A 15817-nucleotide genomic window follows, 5' to 3' on the forward strand; every position below is an offset into this window, starting at 1 on the left:
CATGGCCCAGTACCATGTGAAGAACGGTAGCTTCTTGGGCAAGGCGTTCAAGGTGTGGGGTGGCCACCAGGTCGTACCCGCTGGCTGCGAGGCCGAGGTCCCGGATGCCAAGGAGCTTTCCGAGGCTCAGATCGAGGCCTTGGCTCAGGAAGGCGTCAAGGTCACTTCCACGGGCGCCGAGGTGAAGGCGAAGCCCCAGAAGGGCGATCCGCCCGTTTCTGCCCTCGACGCGCTCGCCGCAGCGGACGGCAACTTCATGGCGTTCAAGTCCAGCGCCAAGGATGTTCTCGGCGATGCCACACCGAGCAAGAAGGACGAGATCGTCGCTGCGCTGATCGCCAAGCTCACCGACACCGAACTCAAAACCTTCCTAGGTGCCAGGGGCGTCGAGGTGAAGGACGAGACGCGCGACCAGCTCGAGGAACTGGCGAAGGCAGCCTAACGCGGGGCGCGGTTAGCCGCGCTCCATTTTTTTTTCGGAGGCGCAGATGGCTGGATATGGTGACGATGCTGGCTTCAACGCTTGGGTCTCCGCCAACGGATACACTCTCCCAGAAAGCGCTCCCGCAGCGGCGGTTCTGCGCGAGCGCGGGTCAGCCTATATCGACGGGGCCTATGGCATGCGGTTCGCGGGCGCGCCGACTGGCGGTTTCGAGCAGGAGCGGGCTTGGCCTCGGACAGGAGCTTCAGCGTATGGGCAGGCCATAGGCGATGCGGTTGTTCCCTCGTTGGTAGTTGCCGCCAGCTATGTGGCGGCATGGCAGGAGGCGTCCACGCCAGGCTCCTTGTCAGCTTTCGGCTCTCCCGCAACTGCCGTGAAGCGTGAGAAGGTGGAAGGCGCTGTCGAGGTTGAATATCAAGGCAATTCCGGAGTGTGGTCGGCCGTAAACCTTGCGCCAGTCCTTACGGCCGTTGAGGGACTGCTAGCGCCGTTCCTGATGCCCGTTGGCGGCATCCCGACTGCCATGGTGGTGTGACTTGGCTGGCTTCAATTACGGCCGTATGGCCGGCACGGCTGCCCGCCTCCTCGATCGGTTCAATCAGGGTGTAATCACGCTGACGCGCTCAGGTGCCGCGACGCCCGGCCAGAACCCATGGGACCCGCCGACCCGCGATGACGATCAGATATTCGTTCTGACCGCCACTGTCGCGGCGGTCACGGTCGATCAAGCCAATGCCAAGTACATCGACGGCACTTTGATTACGACGGCCGATTTGGTTGTCACCTGCGCCGCTCCGCCTATTGAGCCGGCCATGACTGACATCTTGGTAGTCGGCGGCCAGGCGCGCACCATCAAGAAGGTCGCACAATTGCCATCGGCAGGCGTTGCCGTGGCGTTCAAGCTCTTCATTCAAGGCTAGTGTTTGGAAAGATATCGCTCGATCATCTGAGGCGTGACCTGCTCCGCAAAGCAAATGGGAGAAGCGCCACCGGGGCGGGAATACGCGCTACGCCCCCCGCATCGGCGACCACGCCGGTCGACATTGTAGGGGCAGGGGCAGTTCCCACCGGTGGAGGCGATGCTCTCGGCGATAATGGCCTGTACGACTTCGTTTCTGCTATAGGCTGGCGCCTTCGGAGGCGCGACGACAGAGGGCGGAGTGACGGTAGTTGGTGGCGAACTCGAGATGTAGCGTGCGCTTACCCAACCGGTAGAGCCGTCGGTTAACCGAACTCCATACCAGCCGTCCTGCTCTGCGATTGGCTCGACCTTTGTCCCTCGCTTAATGGCGAGAAGCACTTTCGAACCTGAGCTCGGCTGAGCGCGTACATTGAGCGAAGTGGCATTCACATACCCGGAACTGAATTTTGGCCTCGGGCTCGCAGATGGCGACGTGTTTGGGGGTCTCATCAACGGCGTGGGCGTGGACGGGCGCTGAATATTCTCGCTGGTCGCGGGCAAGTTCGTCCTTTGCCCATTGTTGAGGGTTCCATAGATCCCCGCACCAATGACCAAAACAAATAGCCATCCAATGCTCAGTTTGCGTCGCTTGGCCAATCGACCCCCCGTGGAACGATAGCCGAATTATTCGCGAAGTCGAGAAGTGGATAACCGGTGAGCCGACAAGCCCAATTTCGCCGAATACTAAGGGCCTTGCTTGACCAGCAAAATGCGCTGATCCGAGACGCCTTCATACTCAGCATCGTTGAAATCAAGTCGGAGATAACGCTCAAGATCCTGGTCGAGCGACTGGCGAAGGGCGACATTGGCGGCGCGATAGAAGCGCTCAACCTTGAGCGCGCTGCCTTCTCCCGCCTCGACAACGCCATTGCGACGGCTTTCAACGCCGGTGGCACCGCAATGACCGGACACATGCCGATGCTGCGGGATGCCTCGGGGCATCGTATCGTGGTTCGCTTCGACGTACGCAACCTACGCGCCGAGGAGTGGCTGCGGGAACATAGTGCGACGGCGGTCACTCGGATCATCGAGGACCAGCGTGCGGGGCTCCGGGCGGCGCTCGAAAAAGGCATGGCCGCTGGTCGCAATCCGAACAGCGTAGCTCTTGATATCGCTGGGCGCCTCAACCGTGCTTCAGGGCGGCGGGAAGGCGGTCTGGTGGGCCTGACCACCCAGCAGACGGACTACGTCGCCAGTGCCCGCGATGAGCTCTTGTCTGGCGATGCGGCATTGATGCGGAACTACCTGGCGCGCGGTCGGCGAGACAAGCGCTTTGACCGATCGGTGACCAGGGCCATCAATGAGGGCAGGGCGCTCGATGCATCCACGGTCTCACAGATCGTCGGCCGGTATTCGGATCGGCTGCTACAGCTCCGCGGCGAAATGATCGGCCGGACTGAAGCGCTAACCAGCCTTCACGCCGGCAAGTATGAGGGCTTCCTTCAGGGGCTCGACAAGACGAACTATCCGCCTGAGGCAGTGACGCGCACCTGGCGCTCGGCTGGCGACCACAAGGTCAGGCATACCCACGCGGCCATGAATGGTCAGGTGGTGCAGGGGCTCTCTGCGCCTTTCGTCTCCCCATCGGGGGCGATGCTACGATATCCCGGCGACACCGCGCTGGGCGCGGGGGCGGACGAAGTGGTCCACTGCCGGTGCGATACTGACATGGAAATCGACTTCAGCTGGGGTGTGACCTAATGGCGAGCTTCTCGGCGCAGGTGAGCGCCTGGGCGGCCCAATCCGAGCAGCGGATCACGGCCGTGTTCAGGCAGTCGGCACAGGGCGTCGCGCGCGAAGTCAAGAAGCCCGTGGCGGCTGGCGGCAACATGAGGGTGAAGACCGGGTTCCTGCGGGCTTCACTGATGGCGTCGACAAGCCAGATGCCGCGTATCAATCCGGAGGCGAAACCCGCCACCGGCGCAGCCGACAACAGCTACAGCGAAGACCAGAACGTCACGCTGGTCATTGCCGGGGCCGATATCGGTCAGACCATCTATCTGGGGTTCACTGCGTCCTATGCGCGGCCGCGTGAATACGAGGATGGGTTCGTGAGGCTCGCGGCCCAAAGATGGCCCCAAATCGTTGAGGAATGCGCGCGCCTGATCAAGTCGCGGGTGGAAGCTCGGGCTCGGTAGCCCTGTCGCCTTCCTTGAGGATGATCAGTGCCCGCTGAAGCAGTTCCATCTGGCGGATGGCCGTGGCCAACACCGCCTGCCCGTCCTTGGTCGCCACCGTGCGATGGCTGAAGCTCAGCAGCGCAGCGTGTAGGAGATCATAGACGTCGTCGTCGGTCAGGGCCGGATCGTCACTCATTGGGGAGTTGTATCGCATGCCGGCCATTGAAACCAGCATTTGGCTCGCGCTTCGCGGCAGGGTGGAGACACTGGCGCTCAACCCGGCCCATCCCGTCGCCTGGCCTAACGAGGCGTTCACCGCGCCGGCCGGAGCCTATCTCAGGGTCACGCACCTGCCGAACCGCACCGAGCGCCTTTTCCTCAAGGGCACCGATCCGCACTGGTACCGCGGCATCCTGCAGATCTCGGCGATGTATCCGCTCGCTGTGCTCAACGGCGAGACGGTTGCGAGAGAGATCGCGGGGCAGGCGGCCGCGCATTTCCCGGCCGGGCTATCCCTGACGTACGCCGGAGTCCGCGTGGACATCACCGCGCGCCCGACCGTGGCGCAGGGCTTTCGAGACGATGCCAGCGCTCGATGGATGACGCCGGTGAGCGTGCCCTACGAGTGCTTTGCCTAACCCATCCCGGCCATCCGGGTTACAGCGCCGCCTCCGGGCGGCTTTTTCATGCCATTGAGAAGGAGAACCAGCGATGGCCAGAACCAACAAGGACCGCCGCGCCTACATCTGCACTACCCCGCAGCCGAACGTCCTCAATCAGGCCGCCTTTGAGGCTCTGGCCTGGGTTGAGATCGGCAATGTCGGCGCGATCGGCGAGAGCGGCACCCAGACCAACGTCGTTTCCTATGACGAGCTGGCCACTGACGTGACGCAGAAGGGTAAGGGTATCTCGAACGCTGGCGATCCGACGATCGAATGTGCCCGTAACCCAACTGACCCCGGCCAGGTCGCTCTGCGCGCGGCGGCCAAGACCAATTTCAACTACGCGTTCAAGTTCGAGGACAAGGACGCACCGGATGCGGATCACACCAATTCGATCTACTACAATCGGGGCCTCGTGACCGGTCCGACGCGGCCGAACGGCAGGAACGAGGACTTCATTCTCGAGGTCTTCACCCTGGCGCTCAATCAGCGCGAAATCGTCGTGGACCCCGTAGCGACGGTTGCCCCGACCAACACCCTGCTGCCCGCCATCGCCGGCATCGCCCAGGTCGGCCAGGTGCTCACCGCTCTGCCCGGCGAGTGGACCGGGGAGCCGTTCTTTGCCTACCAGTGGAAGCTGTCGGGCTCTGACATCCCTGGAGCGACTGGGAAGACTTACACGCCGGTCGTCGGCGACATCGGTTCGGACCTCGCGGTCGCAGTCACGGCCTCCAACCCGGCCGGGAACGTCACCAAGACCAGCGGCGCGACTGCTGACGTCATCGCTGCATAAGGAGCTCTCATGGACATCTCGACCATCAAGCCCGATACCATCGACGTTCCGATCATCCATCCCGGCACCGGGTTGCCGATCGGGCTCATCATCAAGGCCGTGTCGCTGCAGGATGAGCGCGTGGCGGCCGTTCGGCGCCGGCTCCAGAACAAGGCTCTGCGCGCCCGCAACAAGACCACCACGGCCGAGACCATCGAGGAGAACGGCAACGAGCTCCTGATGGCCGCCGTCGTTGGCTGGGAATGGGGCGGCGATTCCGACTGGAAGGGCAAAAAGCTCGAGTTCACGTCGGGCAACCTCAAGATCGTGCTGACCGAGGCGCCCTGGCTCGCCCAGCAGATCGACACTGTCCTCGCGGATGAAGCCGCTTTTTTTCAGAAATAGGGGAAGACCTGGCCGAGGCCGTCCGCATCCTCGTCCGTTACGACTTCCCCGATAACGAAGGTGAAACGCGCAGGGAACGGAACGCGCGTTTCGGCCAAGACAGCCCGGCTGTGGAAGTGCCGCCGGTCGCGCAGTACCTCTGGGATTGGTTCTGGGATATTCGTCGGTCTCAGCCGGCTGGGTTCAATGGGCCAACGCCGATCACCAATTCAGAGCTAATGGCGTGGGTCAGTCGGACCGGGCACGTAGTCCGGCCCGAAGAGGCGGCGATCCTCATCGATATGGATGGGGAATTTGTTGGGGCAGGCCACCCTACTATTTCGCCTGCTTAAAGCACACCAGTTCCCATTTGTTGCGGTAGTCATCGACAGCGCTCGCACGGTTCCTATCCGTCTGAAAGCGAGGGCTGTCGTACGCATCCACAACCATTTGTCCCATCACCGGATCATCGGCTCCGTTTACGTCCTTCGCGATATCCATAAGCACGGACATCGCCACTCCTTGTTGGCGAAGACTCATCACCTTCTCTGCCAACTCTCCGATTTTGCGACATGCATCATTCCTGGTTTCAGCCAGAGCTGGCTGGATCGAGAAAAGCACGGCAACGCCAGCAAACAGAATTTTGTATCGCACTTTGAACCCCCACTTTTTGCGACGCTAGCTTACGGGAAAGCAGAGCACAACATGACCGACATTGCCTCGCTTGGTATCGAGATATCCACCAAGGGACACTCCCAGGCCATCGGCGCCATGGGTGCAATCGAAACGGGTGCGAAGAAAGCTGAAACCGCTACGGGAAAGATGGCGGCTACGATCGAGCGCAACACGCGTCGCGTTGAGCAGGCTCTCGGCTTCCTGAAGGTCGCGGCTTCCGCCGCCTTCGCCGCGTTTTCCGTTCAGGCATTGATCTCATACACTGACCGGTGGACTGACCTCAATTCGCGGGTGGTTCAAGCAACCGGATCCATCGCGGCGGGTGCCATTGTCATGGAGAGGTTATCCGACATGGCAAGGCGCACCTATTCGAGCCTGGATCAAACCGCCGAGGGATTTCTGCTCAATGCGAATTCCTTCAAGGAGCTCGGCTACTCGACGCAAGTGACGCTCGATTTCGTTGAGGCACTTAACAACGGGCTCGTCGTCAGCGGCGCGAAGGGAGAGCGGGCGGCCTCGGTCATGAATGCCCTTTCCAAAGCACTTGCGGCGGGAAAGCTGAGCGGCGACAACCTTAATACGGTCCTTGAGACTGGCGGTCGCGTTACTCAGGCGATAGCTGCCGGTCTCGGCGTTACGACGCTTGAGCTGCGTAGGATGGGCGCGGAAGGCAAACTGACCACCTCGAAAGTCATCGACGCCCTTGTATCGCAGCTTCAAGAGCTTCGCGACGAGGCTGACGCGATGCCGGCGACCATCTCCGATGCACTGGGACAACTGGGAAACTCGGTGCTCAAAACAGTCGGGCTTTTCGATCAGTTGGCGGGCGGATCATCGCGAGTTGCGGAGGCGATCCTGTTCCTCGCGGATAACATGCACATAGTCGTCGGCGCGGTGGCAGGGCTGGCGACGGCGATCACGACACTGATGTTGCCTGCGTTAGGCGCAATGGCGCTCGCACTGGCCACCAACCCCTTTTTCCTGGCAGCCGCTGCCGTGGGGGTGCTCGCAGGTGCCATCGCGCAGTTCGCTGCCGCTTCGTGGGAGGCGGAACGAAAGGCCCATCAGTTTAATGGATCGATTCGATCTAACGCCGACGCGCTAGAAAAGGCAGCTACTGCATCGGGGATATTTCGCACCAACCTTCGTGCTCAGATTGAGATGCAGAAGATCGCGGCGGACGCCGCGTTGGCGGAAGCCGATGCCCAGCTGAAGGCTTCAAAGGCAAAACTTACCGCGCTCAGGGCCGAGGCGGAGGGCAGGCCGTTCTTCAACGCGTTCGGTATTGCATTGGCCCAGCGTGAGGTTGATCAGAATCTCGCTACGAGCCTCGGACTGGACAGCGCCGCGTCCACGCTGGAGCTTCAGCTGGCTAAGATCGAAGAACTTGAGAAGCGTCTTGGCGGAGGAAAGACCGACGTTCCTTCCCTGCCGGACAAGGCCTCTGAGAAGGTCGCAAGAAAGTACGATGACCTGATCCGTTCCAGCCAGCAGTTCATCGCGCAGCAGCAGCTAGAGGCATCCGCGCTCGGCATGACCGAGCAGGAAGCCAACCGCCTTCGGTACACCCAGGAGCTGCTGAACAAGGCGGCGAACGATAACATCAAGCTGACGCCTCAGATGCGGACTGAGCTTGAGGGCTATGCCGCCGCAATGGCAGCGGCCGAGGAGCAGACGCGCCGCCTGACCGAGATCTACAATTTCGGCAAGGACACGTTCAAAGGCTTCTTCTCTGACCTCAAGTCAGGCCTAAAGGAAGGGCAGGGCTTCTGGGAGAGCTTCGGCAACGCCGCGGCGAACGCGCTCGACAAGATTGCCGACAAGTTCCTCGACATGGCGCTCGACGGTATCTGGGACACGCTCTTTGGCGCCTTCTCTGGAAAGGGCGGCGGCTCGTCCGCTGGGGGCATCGGCGGCATCCTTGGCGGCCTGTTCGGCTGGCTCTTCCCGAATGCCAAGGGCGGCGTCTACGCCAGCAAGAGCCTGTCGGCCTATTCCGGTCAGGTGGTGAACACCCCCACGGTCTTCGCTTTCGCGCAGGGCGCCGGCCTTATGGGTGAGGCGGGACCAGAGGCGATCATGCCGCTCAAGCGCACGGCGTCGGGCGCGCTGGGTGTGCAGGTGGCCAACCAGAATCAGGGCAACGATGTTCGCGGATACGGTGACATCAACATCACCAACCACATTAGCGTTCCGCCCGGCACTTCGCCCGAGACAGCGCCCGCGATCGCCCGCGAAGTTACCAAGGAGCTGAAGCGGCAGCTTCCGGATGCCATAAAGGACTACAACCGCAATCCCTACCGGAGGGCTGGCTGATGGCGCTTGCCAACCCCCTTCTGCAGGCGAGCTTCGCAGATGTCATCCGGGTGCAGGACGTGCAGTTCGTACAAGGGTGGCAGCAGCAAAGCTCGATCACAGGCGGAGGAGAGGCCCGGTACGCCGATCGCGCTCCGTCGCTGTGGCAGGCCGAACTGACCACAATCCCCATGCTCAACGCGGACGCCGTGGGCATCATGGCGCTGATCAACACCCGCGCGGGCGGCCTCAAGACGCTTCTCCTGCACGACTATCGCCTGCCGTATCCGTCGAGTGACCCGGACGGTTCGATCATCGGCGACACTGTGCCGACCATCAACGCAATCGTGGATCGGCTGCACCTCTCGTTCTCGGGCTTTCCGCCCGGCTACGTCATTCCGTTCGGGACCTATTTCGGCGTCGTCTTCGATATGACGCGCTACTACCTTGGTCAGTTCGCCGAGACGCGGACCGCTAATCCAATCACGGGGGCGGTCGCGGCCGTCGAGGTGTGGCCGCCATTGCCCGCATCTGTCATCGCCGGCGCCGCGGTGACCGTTAAGAAGCCACCGGCCAAGTTCCGTATCGATCCCGGCAGCGCATACCCCTCGTCGGAGGGCGGATTGCACGCCACCATCAAGCTCAGCGCCAAGCAGACCTACAGCGCCTAGCCATGACCTACGATCCTGAAACCACCACCGCTCTAGCGAGCGGCGCCTTGGTCCTGCGCGATTTCCTGACCGTTCAGGGGAAGACCCTGGGCGGCGGCGCGGCAACCTTCGCCTACTGGACCGGAGAGGACAACATCGCGGTCAACGTGGTGCCGGCTGGCGGCGAGACGCCCCAAAGCCGCAACTTCGTTGGTGGCGGCACCCTTCTGAGTGTTCCAGACGTCATCGACGCGATCGGGCTCGAGGCGCGCGGCGTCACCTTTGGCCTCGATCAGACCAGCACTGTCGTTGGCTCGCCCATGGACATGGTGTTCGGGAACAACGTGCGCGTCGCGCGTGTCGAGCTGCATCGCGGCGTTTTCGATCCTGCGACCTGGAATTTGGTGGCAGCGCCGCATCTGCTCTTCGCGGGGCGCGTCGACGGCGCCGAGCTCAACGACGCCGAGGCTGGCGGGGAGGGCAGCTTGTCGCTCACAGCGCAGGCGAGCGCGATCGACCTGACCAAGACCAACCCGGCAATGGAAAGCGACGAGCAGCAGCAGTTGAGATCAGGAGATCGCTTCCGGCGATACGGTGACACAGCCGGTCAAGTCGAAACCTGGTGGGGACAGGCCCGGTCATGAACTTTATCATCCAGCTCATCGTCGGCGTCGTCCTCGGCTTGGCCTCGACCCTGCTCAAGCAGGCCTTTTCTAGGCCTCAGGAGCAGCAGAAGACCGCGACGGGCACCCGTGGCTCAACCCAGCTTGGCGGGAAGGTCCCGCAGTCGTTCCTCATTGGCACGGTCGGTGATGCCGGAAAGCTCGAGTATAGAAACTCGTGGGGGCAGAGCGGGGAGGTGCCCAACGCCTATGAGACCGACGTCTATTCGTTCGGCGATCTTCCGCTCTCTGCGCTGACCGGCCTCTACGTCAATGGCACGCGGATGACGCTCTCGACGAGCGGCGGGGTGACCCAGGGATATCCTGTCGCCGAGTACAACAATGGCGCCAATCACTTCTGGTGGCGGTTCTTCGATGGCACGCAAACCAGCGCGGACAGCTTCCTGAGGAACAGGTTCGGGACCGATGCTGATCGTCCCTGGCTCGCCGACATGATCGGCCGAGGCGTTCCCTACCTCACCACGACAGCGCTCTGGAGCGAAACGCTCTGGACCGGCTTTCCGACCATTCTGGGCGAATTCCAGGGCATCAAGCTCTACGATCCTCGCAAGGATAGCACCGCCGGCGGCTCAGGTTCGCAGCGCTGGTCGGATCAATCGACCTGGGCGTTCTCGGACAACAGCGCCGTCATCATCTACAACATCGAGCGCGGCATCTACTTCAACGGAGCCCACATCTGGGGCGGTCGCGCCACTGCAGCGCAAATGCCCTACGACGTCTGGTCGGCAGCCATGGATGCGTGCGACGAGAGTGTCGCACTTGCGAGCGGCGGGTCAGAGAAGCGTTTTCGCGCCGGTCGCAAGGTCAGCCTCAACGAGCGCCCCTCGGACGTCATCACGGACTTCCTGATCGGCTGCAACGGTCGCATCAGCCATGCCAGCGACGGCACGATCTACATCCTCATCGGTGTGCCCGATACCGCCGACGGCGCCTTCACCGATGCCGACGTTCTTGCCACCGAGCCGTTGGGCTCGATCCCATTCCCTAACCTGGACGAGATCATCAACGGCGCCACGGCGACTTACCGGGAACCCTCTCAGGCCTGGGAGGACAAGGAAACGGCGCCCTACTATCGCGCCGACCTCGAAACCGAGGACGACGGACGTCGGCAGGCGGAAGGCCTCGACCTCCGCACCACGTTCTCGGGAACCCAAGCGCAGCGCGTCCAGAAGGCAGTCATTGAGGAAGGGCGCAGGTTCCGCCGCCATGTCGTGGCGTTGCCGCCTGAGTTCGCCCAGTATCGGCCGCTTCAGGTGCTGGCGTGGACATCTGACCGCTTCGGATACGTCGCCAAGTTCTTCCTCGTCACGGCGCGCACGCGCGCGCCCTGGGGCCAGGTCGTCCTCGGCCTCCAGGAAGTCGATCCTGCCGATCACGGATGGACCCCAGGCACTGACGAGCGCCCCTTGAGCTTCGCGCCGGTCGTGACGAACCGGCCGCCACCACAGCCCGTCGTAGGCTTTTCCCTCGCCCCAGTTGTTGAGGTGGACAGCAACGGCAATGATCGACGAGCCGGCTACGATGCGTTCTGGTCGGCCGCTTCCGTCGCAGTGGACGTCGAGTTCGTTCGCATCTCGCACCGGCTCGTCGGCGATACGTTGCCCCGCTGGGTGGGTCTGATCCCGCTCCCGAACCTGTTGCTTGGCTCGGGGCGCGTAACGGACGGGACGATCCCCGGCACCATCCATGAGGTCGAGATACAGTATCTCGCCGCGTCTGGTCGCGAAACGCTATCGTCGGGGTGGCTGCAAGTCGCCGTTCCGTCGTTACCGGAGGCGGTCGACATTCAAGTGTCGCAGCTCGGCGAGTACCTGGCCGGCGCGGTAGGCTTTCTGACCGGCAACACGCCCGGGACGGTGCAGGACCAGATCAACGAGCTGCGCGAGCAGTTCGGCGACTTGGCGAACGCGGTAATCACCGGCGACGACACCAGCCGGCGGCGCATCAGCACCTTGTTTGCCCAGAGCGGGGCGGCGACCGCCGGGATTATCCGCAATGAGACGGCGATCGTCGAAGAGGGGCGCGCGCGGGCCGAGGCGATAGACGAGGTGGTCGCCAGCCTGGGCGATATCCTGGCCCAGGGCTTCCTGAAGTTCGAGGCTGAAGTCGATGAGGAAGGCGCCAAGGCCCAGATCACAGCGAAGGTCAAGGCAACCTTCGGCTCCACATTCTCCCAGGCGGCATGGGCGCTGCGAGCCGAGGCGGATGGCGACGGAGGTTCGATTGGTCAGTTCGGGGTGGTCGGTTCCTTTTACGTCTTCCCGGACACCGAGAGCCCCGGACTACCCGCCCTTTCTGCGACATCGGATGGGATTCGCTTCGAGAGTGGCCAATTTCGGCGACTGGAAAGTATTGCGACCGCCGATGGCAGCCCAATCATCGTGATCGACGGCGACACTGGCTTCTTCAGCTTCGGGGTGGCGACATGATCGCGGTCCGAGGCTTCCCCAATGGTGTGGTGGCCTGCTTTGTCGAGGCGCCGGGCGGCGGTAACATTCGGGACTTCGACGCGCCACGCAACCGGCCGGCTAAGGATCCTGTCTCCTGGCCGGAGAACGTCATCTGGCATAGCGATTTCTTCCAGTACGAGCTGGCGATGCCGCTCCAGACCAGGACGATCACTCACGCCACACTGGCGGGCTACTCCCAGATCTACCGGTTGACGCCCACGATCGCCGCCGTCGCCTCGCCTCCTACGGACGGCATCTATTTCACGCGCATCACCCAAACCCGGGCCACCGATATTACGCTGGTGACGCACAACCTGGGCTATGTGCCCCTGTTCTTCGTATCGCTCGGAGGGCGCGTGATCACCAACGGCACGGTGGTGCAGGTGGCAGGCAACGGCCTTACCCGGTGGGTGAGCCCGTTTGCCACGTCGAGCATCATCGGGCTGCGCGAGATTGCGGCATCGCGGACCTCGGCGCTTCCAGCCGTGGATTGTACCTATCAGGCCCTCATCTTCCGCAACACGGAAACGACGCCGGGCCGGACGATCTGCGGCCTCGAGGGGGATAACCTGGTCCTCGGCGGGGGCAGGGTTGATACCTCCCAGCAATACCTGCGGTCGGCGCTGGCCGGCGAAACCGACTTCGACTTCGACCTGGGCGAGACCATCGACATCGCCAACGGTCGGTGCCGCCACGTGTCCGGGGGCGTGACCACGACGGAAGCCGACTATTCCGGCAGCTTCACCGGTTCCGGCTTCATTCCGGTGGGAGTGTAAGATGGGGCGCTTCTACCCGACGCCGGAGGGTCACATCAGGTTCGACGACACCGACGGCCGCCGGGTCTGGTCGAGTGACGGGCGCCCGGTGAACCTGCTGCCTGAGGACTATTGGCAGACACTTCTCGTCACGGTCAGCTTTCCCGACTTCATCAAGGGGAACGCCTATGGCTTCTCCAAGGTGGAGATCGAGGGCGGGTTTCCTGTCGGCGGCACATTCGCCGATGTAGCGGTGATTACGACCATCCTTCCGCAGGAATGGGGACCCGCTATCGGAGGGGCGCGGAACCTTCCCGACCAGGTGCTGGGGACCGTGCCCGGCGAGTGCGACTACATCGACGTGCGGGCCACGCTGAGCCGGACAAAGGCACCCAGCGGCTATACCGACATGACCCAGGCCGGCATCGGCGGCGCCGATGTGCCCAACATGGTGCCGACGCAACAAAGCCTCCTGCGCGGTGGCTCCTGTCTTTGCGAATTGACCGCTATCTGGCGGCGACTGTTCGCGGTGCGGCTGTCGGCGGGCCAGATCATCCTGAGGCGCAAGCAATCGGTCTGGGGCGGTTCCAACGGCGTCACCTGGGCGCCTGGCAACAGCCCCACCTATCAGGGAGGCTGGACCTATGGCGGACCATCCGGCGCCGAGGATGCCCACTTCGCCTACTTCGAGCGCAGCCGGCGGTCCGCCTGGACGCTGCCCGAACCTTGGCGCGGCGGCGCAAACGGCCTCTCGCTCACGGATACCTCCGACTATTCCGCCACCTGGACCGGCTCTTTGTTGATCCGCCCCGGCTTCATCGCATCCTAGGGATATCCTGAATGACCCGCATTCTTTCCGGCACCGCCACTGTCGTGGCTGGTGATCGCACCGTTGCATTCTCCGGCCCTCCCTTGAGCGATGCCAACTGCCCAGTTGACGGCAGCGTCGTTCTGGCCGGCGCCGCCTACTTCATCGCCTCGCGGACCGACACCAGCCACTTCGAGCTGACCCGCGACTATGAGGGCACGGACGGCACGGTTTCGTGCGAGATCGACCCGCTCAACGCCAATGCCATCAACCTGGTGAAGGTGGCGCGGCAGATCACCGAGTACAACGCCAAGCTGGCCCTGGCCGACGCCTACGGCAAAGGGCTCTTTTACGAGTGCATCGGTTTCACCGGTGCCAACGACCCGGGGCCGGGTAAACTCGCCCGCAATGCCGCCGCATGGTCGGACACGACCGAGATCTACATGGACGTGCTCGATGCCGGAGGGCACGAGCAGGGCGCGCTGATCGACCTCGCCAGGGCAGGCACGGCCTACATCGTGCGCGCGATCGACACCGGCGCCTATGCCGCCTTCATCCTCTCTGCGGCGCCGGTAAACATGGGGCCGGACGAATGGCGCAAGATCAGCCTCGAGTATGTCGACGGCGACGGCATCATTGCCGATGGCGAGCTGGTGGCGGTGGAGTGGAACCGCAAGGGTGAGCAGGGCGACAGCTTCGCCGCCGATGCCGAAGTCGACACCTTGGCGGAGCGGGATGCGTTTGAGGACGAGGCGGCAGGCTTCGTCCTCAAGGTCAATGACGTCGGCGACGGTCGGGCCGCCTTCTACACCATGGGGACTGGCGGCGCTGCCGATTGGGGCACCCCCGCGTACCTGACTGGATCGAAGGGCGACCAGGGCGATCCTGGTGACAAGGGCTGGTCGCCCAAGCTCGTCGGGGTGAGCGACGGCGAACGGCGAGTACTCATGCTCGACAGCTATGTCGGCGGCGCCGGCGTCCCCCCGACCGCCAACGTGGGCGAATACCTCAAGGCGGACGGCACGTTCACCGCCGACATTGCCGAGGCCGAGAACTACCGTGGCCCTCCGGGAACGGGGAACGGCACGGTGATCGGTCCGCCGTCATCGGTCGCCGGACACCTGGCGGTCTTCTCGGACGCGACCGGCGAGCTGATCGAGGACAGCGGCAAGACCGTCGCGGACCTGGTTCCTGCCGGATACGACGATCTTCTGATCTCGGTCTCGCTCTTGGCGCTCCAGGTGGCAGACAACAGCAATGCGGCCCTGTTCCTGGGGGCCACTGGCAACCGGGTCGCCGATAGCTTCGACGCCTTGACCTATGTCGATGTGGCTGGGGCAACGGACCTGGACACGTCGGTAGCCGGCGTGCTCAAGCCTTCGCGCGCCGCCGGAACGATCACCTATAACGGAGGAAATCCGCCGGCGGCCACTCCTGTAAATGGCTGGAATGGAGTCACCTTCATTCAGCTGGTTGCGGCGCTAACGAATGGAGCGACATACGCCTCCCTCGGCGCTTTCCTCACGAACTCGGCAACCGTCCAAGTCAAGATCGTCAAGAGAACCAGCGCAGGCAACTTCGATGTCGTGGCGGACACGGGAGCAGTATCGCATCCGGGCGGTGGTTGGGCAGATTTTCCCATCACTCCATTCATCATTCCAGGAACAGGCGCCTACTATGTCGGCACCTATTTCCAGACCGACTCCACCACTGCTTTCGATACTGGGGTCAACAGAATTCGGTACTCAGGCAATCCAACTGGAACCGGAAACAGTGGCGCTGAGGCCTCCGGGTCCTCGCCCGCTGCTCGTGCCACCACATTGGGCGCAATCCAGAACCTCACCGTGAGATCGTCAGCCTTTGTCGCCGCGGTCGCTCCGACCAAGATGACGGCGCTGCTTTGCGTCAAGGAGGTCGACGCTGCCGTCGCCGGCACCGACTACACCCTGGAATGCAGCAGAGATGGCGGCACGACCTGGGCCGCGATGGCCCTCACTGAGCTGTTCACCTCATCTTCGCCAACCGCCAGCGTTCGCGTGGTGGAAGCTGACGAAACCGACGTCTCAGGGCAGCCCTCGGGCACGGCGCCGCGTTGGCGCTTCAAGACCCTGAACACCAAGGCCGTCGAACTGCATGCTGCCTGCCTCTACTGGAGCTGAA

19 protein-coding genes are annotated in these 15817 nt (G+C 63.1%); 16 read left to right on the plus strand and 3 right to left on the minus strand.

All coding sequences use genetic code 11. The annotated features are described in order from the left end of the window. The first annotated feature begins 1 nt into the window (after position 1). The 3 genes from FNA67_RS09605 to FNA67_RS09615 are packed head-to-tail and all read left to right on the plus strand — an operon-like array spanning position 2 to position 1362. Positions 2–442 carry a hypothetical protein gene (locus FNA67_RS09605; protein WP_147655887.1) on the plus strand — a complete coding sequence of 147 codons (441 nt, stop codon included), beginning with the start codon at positions 2–4 and terminating at the stop codon, positions 440–442. Positions 443–488: 46 nt separating this feature from the next. Further along, positions 489–977, plus strand: a complete 489-nt coding sequence (locus FNA67_RS22275; protein ID WP_147655888.1) for a DnaT-like ssDNA-binding protein — start codon at positions 489–491, stop codon at positions 975–977. 1 nt (position 978) lies between these two features. Further along, the gene (locus FNA67_RS09615; RefSeq protein ID WP_147655889.1) at positions 979–1362 is read left to right on the plus strand and encodes a hypothetical protein; all 384 of its coding nucleotides are present in this window, start codon (positions 979–981) and stop codon (positions 1360–1362) included. Here FNA67_RS09615 and FNA67_RS22485 read toward each other — a convergent pair. Further along, the gene (locus tag FNA67_RS22485) at positions 1359–1853 is read right to left on the minus strand and encodes an SH3 domain-containing protein (RefSeq protein WP_371874377.1); all 495 of its coding nucleotides are present in this window, start codon (positions 1851–1853) and stop codon (positions 1359–1361) included. The genes FNA67_RS09615 and FNA67_RS22485 overlap by 4 nt on opposite strands. Positions 1854–2096: 243 nt before the next feature. On the opposite strand from FNA67_RS22485, the gene FNA67_RS09625 reads away from it, so the two are divergent. Further along, positions 2097–3104, plus strand: coding sequence for a phage minor head protein (locus FNA67_RS09625; protein ID WP_244616581.1), 1008 nt, complete (start codon positions 2097–2099; stop codon positions 3102–3104). After that, entirely contained in the window at positions 3104–3541 is a 438-nt protein-coding gene (locus FNA67_RS09630) for an HK97 gp10 family phage protein (protein WP_147655890.1), read from the plus strand. The genes FNA67_RS09625 and FNA67_RS09630 overlap by 1 nt, the downstream gene beginning before the upstream one ends. Here FNA67_RS09630 and FNA67_RS09635 read toward each other — a convergent pair. Beyond that, positions 3510–3719, minus strand: a complete 210-nt coding sequence (locus tag FNA67_RS09635) for a hypothetical protein (protein ID WP_147655891.1) — start codon at positions 3717–3719, stop codon at positions 3510–3512. The two genes, FNA67_RS09630 and FNA67_RS09635, sit on opposite strands and share 32 nt — an antisense overlap. 16 nt (positions 3720–3735) lie before the next feature. Here FNA67_RS09635 and FNA67_RS09640 point away from each other — a divergent pair, with 16 nt between their 5' ends. From FNA67_RS09640 to FNA67_RS22510, 4 genes are all read left to right on the plus strand, one after another. Beyond that, positions 3736–4161 carry a DUF4128 domain-containing protein gene (locus FNA67_RS09640; RefSeq protein ID WP_147655892.1) on the plus strand — a complete coding sequence of 142 codons (426 nt, stop codon included), beginning with the start codon at positions 3736–3738 and terminating at the stop codon, positions 4159–4161. Between the two features lie 73 nt (positions 4162–4234). After that, the gene (locus FNA67_RS22280; protein WP_244616583.1) at positions 4235–4978 is read left to right on the plus strand and encodes a hypothetical protein; all 744 of its coding nucleotides are present in this window, start codon (positions 4235–4237) and stop codon (positions 4976–4978) included. A gap of 9 nt (positions 4979–4987) precedes the next feature. Further along, positions 4988–5362 (plus strand): hypothetical protein, encoded by a 375-nt coding sequence (locus FNA67_RS09650; protein ID WP_147655893.1) that lies wholly within the window; start codon positions 4988–4990, stop codon positions 5360–5362. Positions 5363–5478: 116 nt separating this feature from the next. Further along, on the plus strand, positions 5479–5694 hold the full coding sequence (locus FNA67_RS22510; RefSeq protein WP_459558683.1) for a phage tail assembly chaperone: 216 nt from the start codon (positions 5479–5481) through the stop codon (positions 5692–5694). On the opposite strand, the gene FNA67_RS21920 is transcribed toward FNA67_RS22510, so the two are convergent. Continuing rightward, entirely contained in the window at positions 5678–5995 is a 318-nt protein-coding gene (locus FNA67_RS21920; protein WP_170267274.1) for a hypothetical protein, read from the minus strand. The two genes, FNA67_RS22510 and FNA67_RS21920, sit on opposite strands and share 17 nt — an antisense overlap. A 51-nt stretch (positions 5996–6046) precedes the next feature. Here FNA67_RS21920 and FNA67_RS09655 point away from each other — a divergent pair, with 51 nt between their 5' ends. Genes FNA67_RS09655 through FNA67_RS09685 form a run of 7 tightly spaced genes read left to right on the plus strand, consistent with a single transcriptional unit; the run spans position 6047 to position 15816 of the window. After that, complete coding sequence (locus tag FNA67_RS09655) at positions 6047–8332, plus strand: tape measure protein (protein ID WP_170267275.1); 2286 nt, start codon at positions 6047–6049, stop codon at positions 8330–8332. Beyond that, positions 8332–8982: a hypothetical protein gene (locus FNA67_RS09660; RefSeq protein WP_147655895.1), complete on the plus strand. Its 651-nt coding sequence runs from the start codon at positions 8332–8334 to the stop codon at positions 8980–8982. The genes FNA67_RS09655 and FNA67_RS09660 overlap by 1 nt, the downstream gene beginning before the upstream one ends. A 2-nt stretch (positions 8983–8984) precedes the next feature. Next, on the plus strand, positions 8985–9605 hold the full coding sequence (locus FNA67_RS09665) for a hypothetical protein (RefSeq protein WP_147655896.1): 621 nt from the start codon (positions 8985–8987) through the stop codon (positions 9603–9605). Next, a complete protein-coding gene (locus FNA67_RS09670) occupies positions 9602–12073 on the plus strand; it encodes a phage tail protein (RefSeq protein ID WP_147655897.1) in 2472 nt (823 codons plus the stop codon). The genes FNA67_RS09665 and FNA67_RS09670 overlap by 4 nt, the downstream gene beginning before the upstream one ends. Continuing rightward, complete coding sequence (locus FNA67_RS09675; RefSeq protein WP_147655898.1) at positions 12070–12870, plus strand: hypothetical protein; 801 nt, start codon at positions 12070–12072, stop codon at positions 12868–12870. The genes FNA67_RS09670 and FNA67_RS09675 overlap by 4 nt, the downstream gene beginning before the upstream one ends. 1 nt (position 12871) lies before the next feature. After that, positions 12872–13678: a hypothetical protein gene (locus FNA67_RS09680; protein ID WP_147655899.1), complete on the plus strand. Its 807-nt coding sequence runs from the start codon at positions 12872–12874 to the stop codon at positions 13676–13678. 11 nt (positions 13679–13689) lie between these two features. Then, complete coding sequence (locus FNA67_RS09685) at positions 13690–15816, plus strand: hypothetical protein (protein WP_147655900.1); 2127 nt, start codon at positions 13690–13692, stop codon at positions 15814–15816. The last annotated feature ends 1 nt before the right edge of the window (position 15817 follow it).

The sequence above is a fragment of the Youhaiella tibetensis genome (assembly GCF_008000755.1).
Classification (GTDB): domain Bacteria; phylum Pseudomonadota; class Alphaproteobacteria; order Rhizobiales; family Devosiaceae; genus Paradevosia; species Paradevosia tibetensis.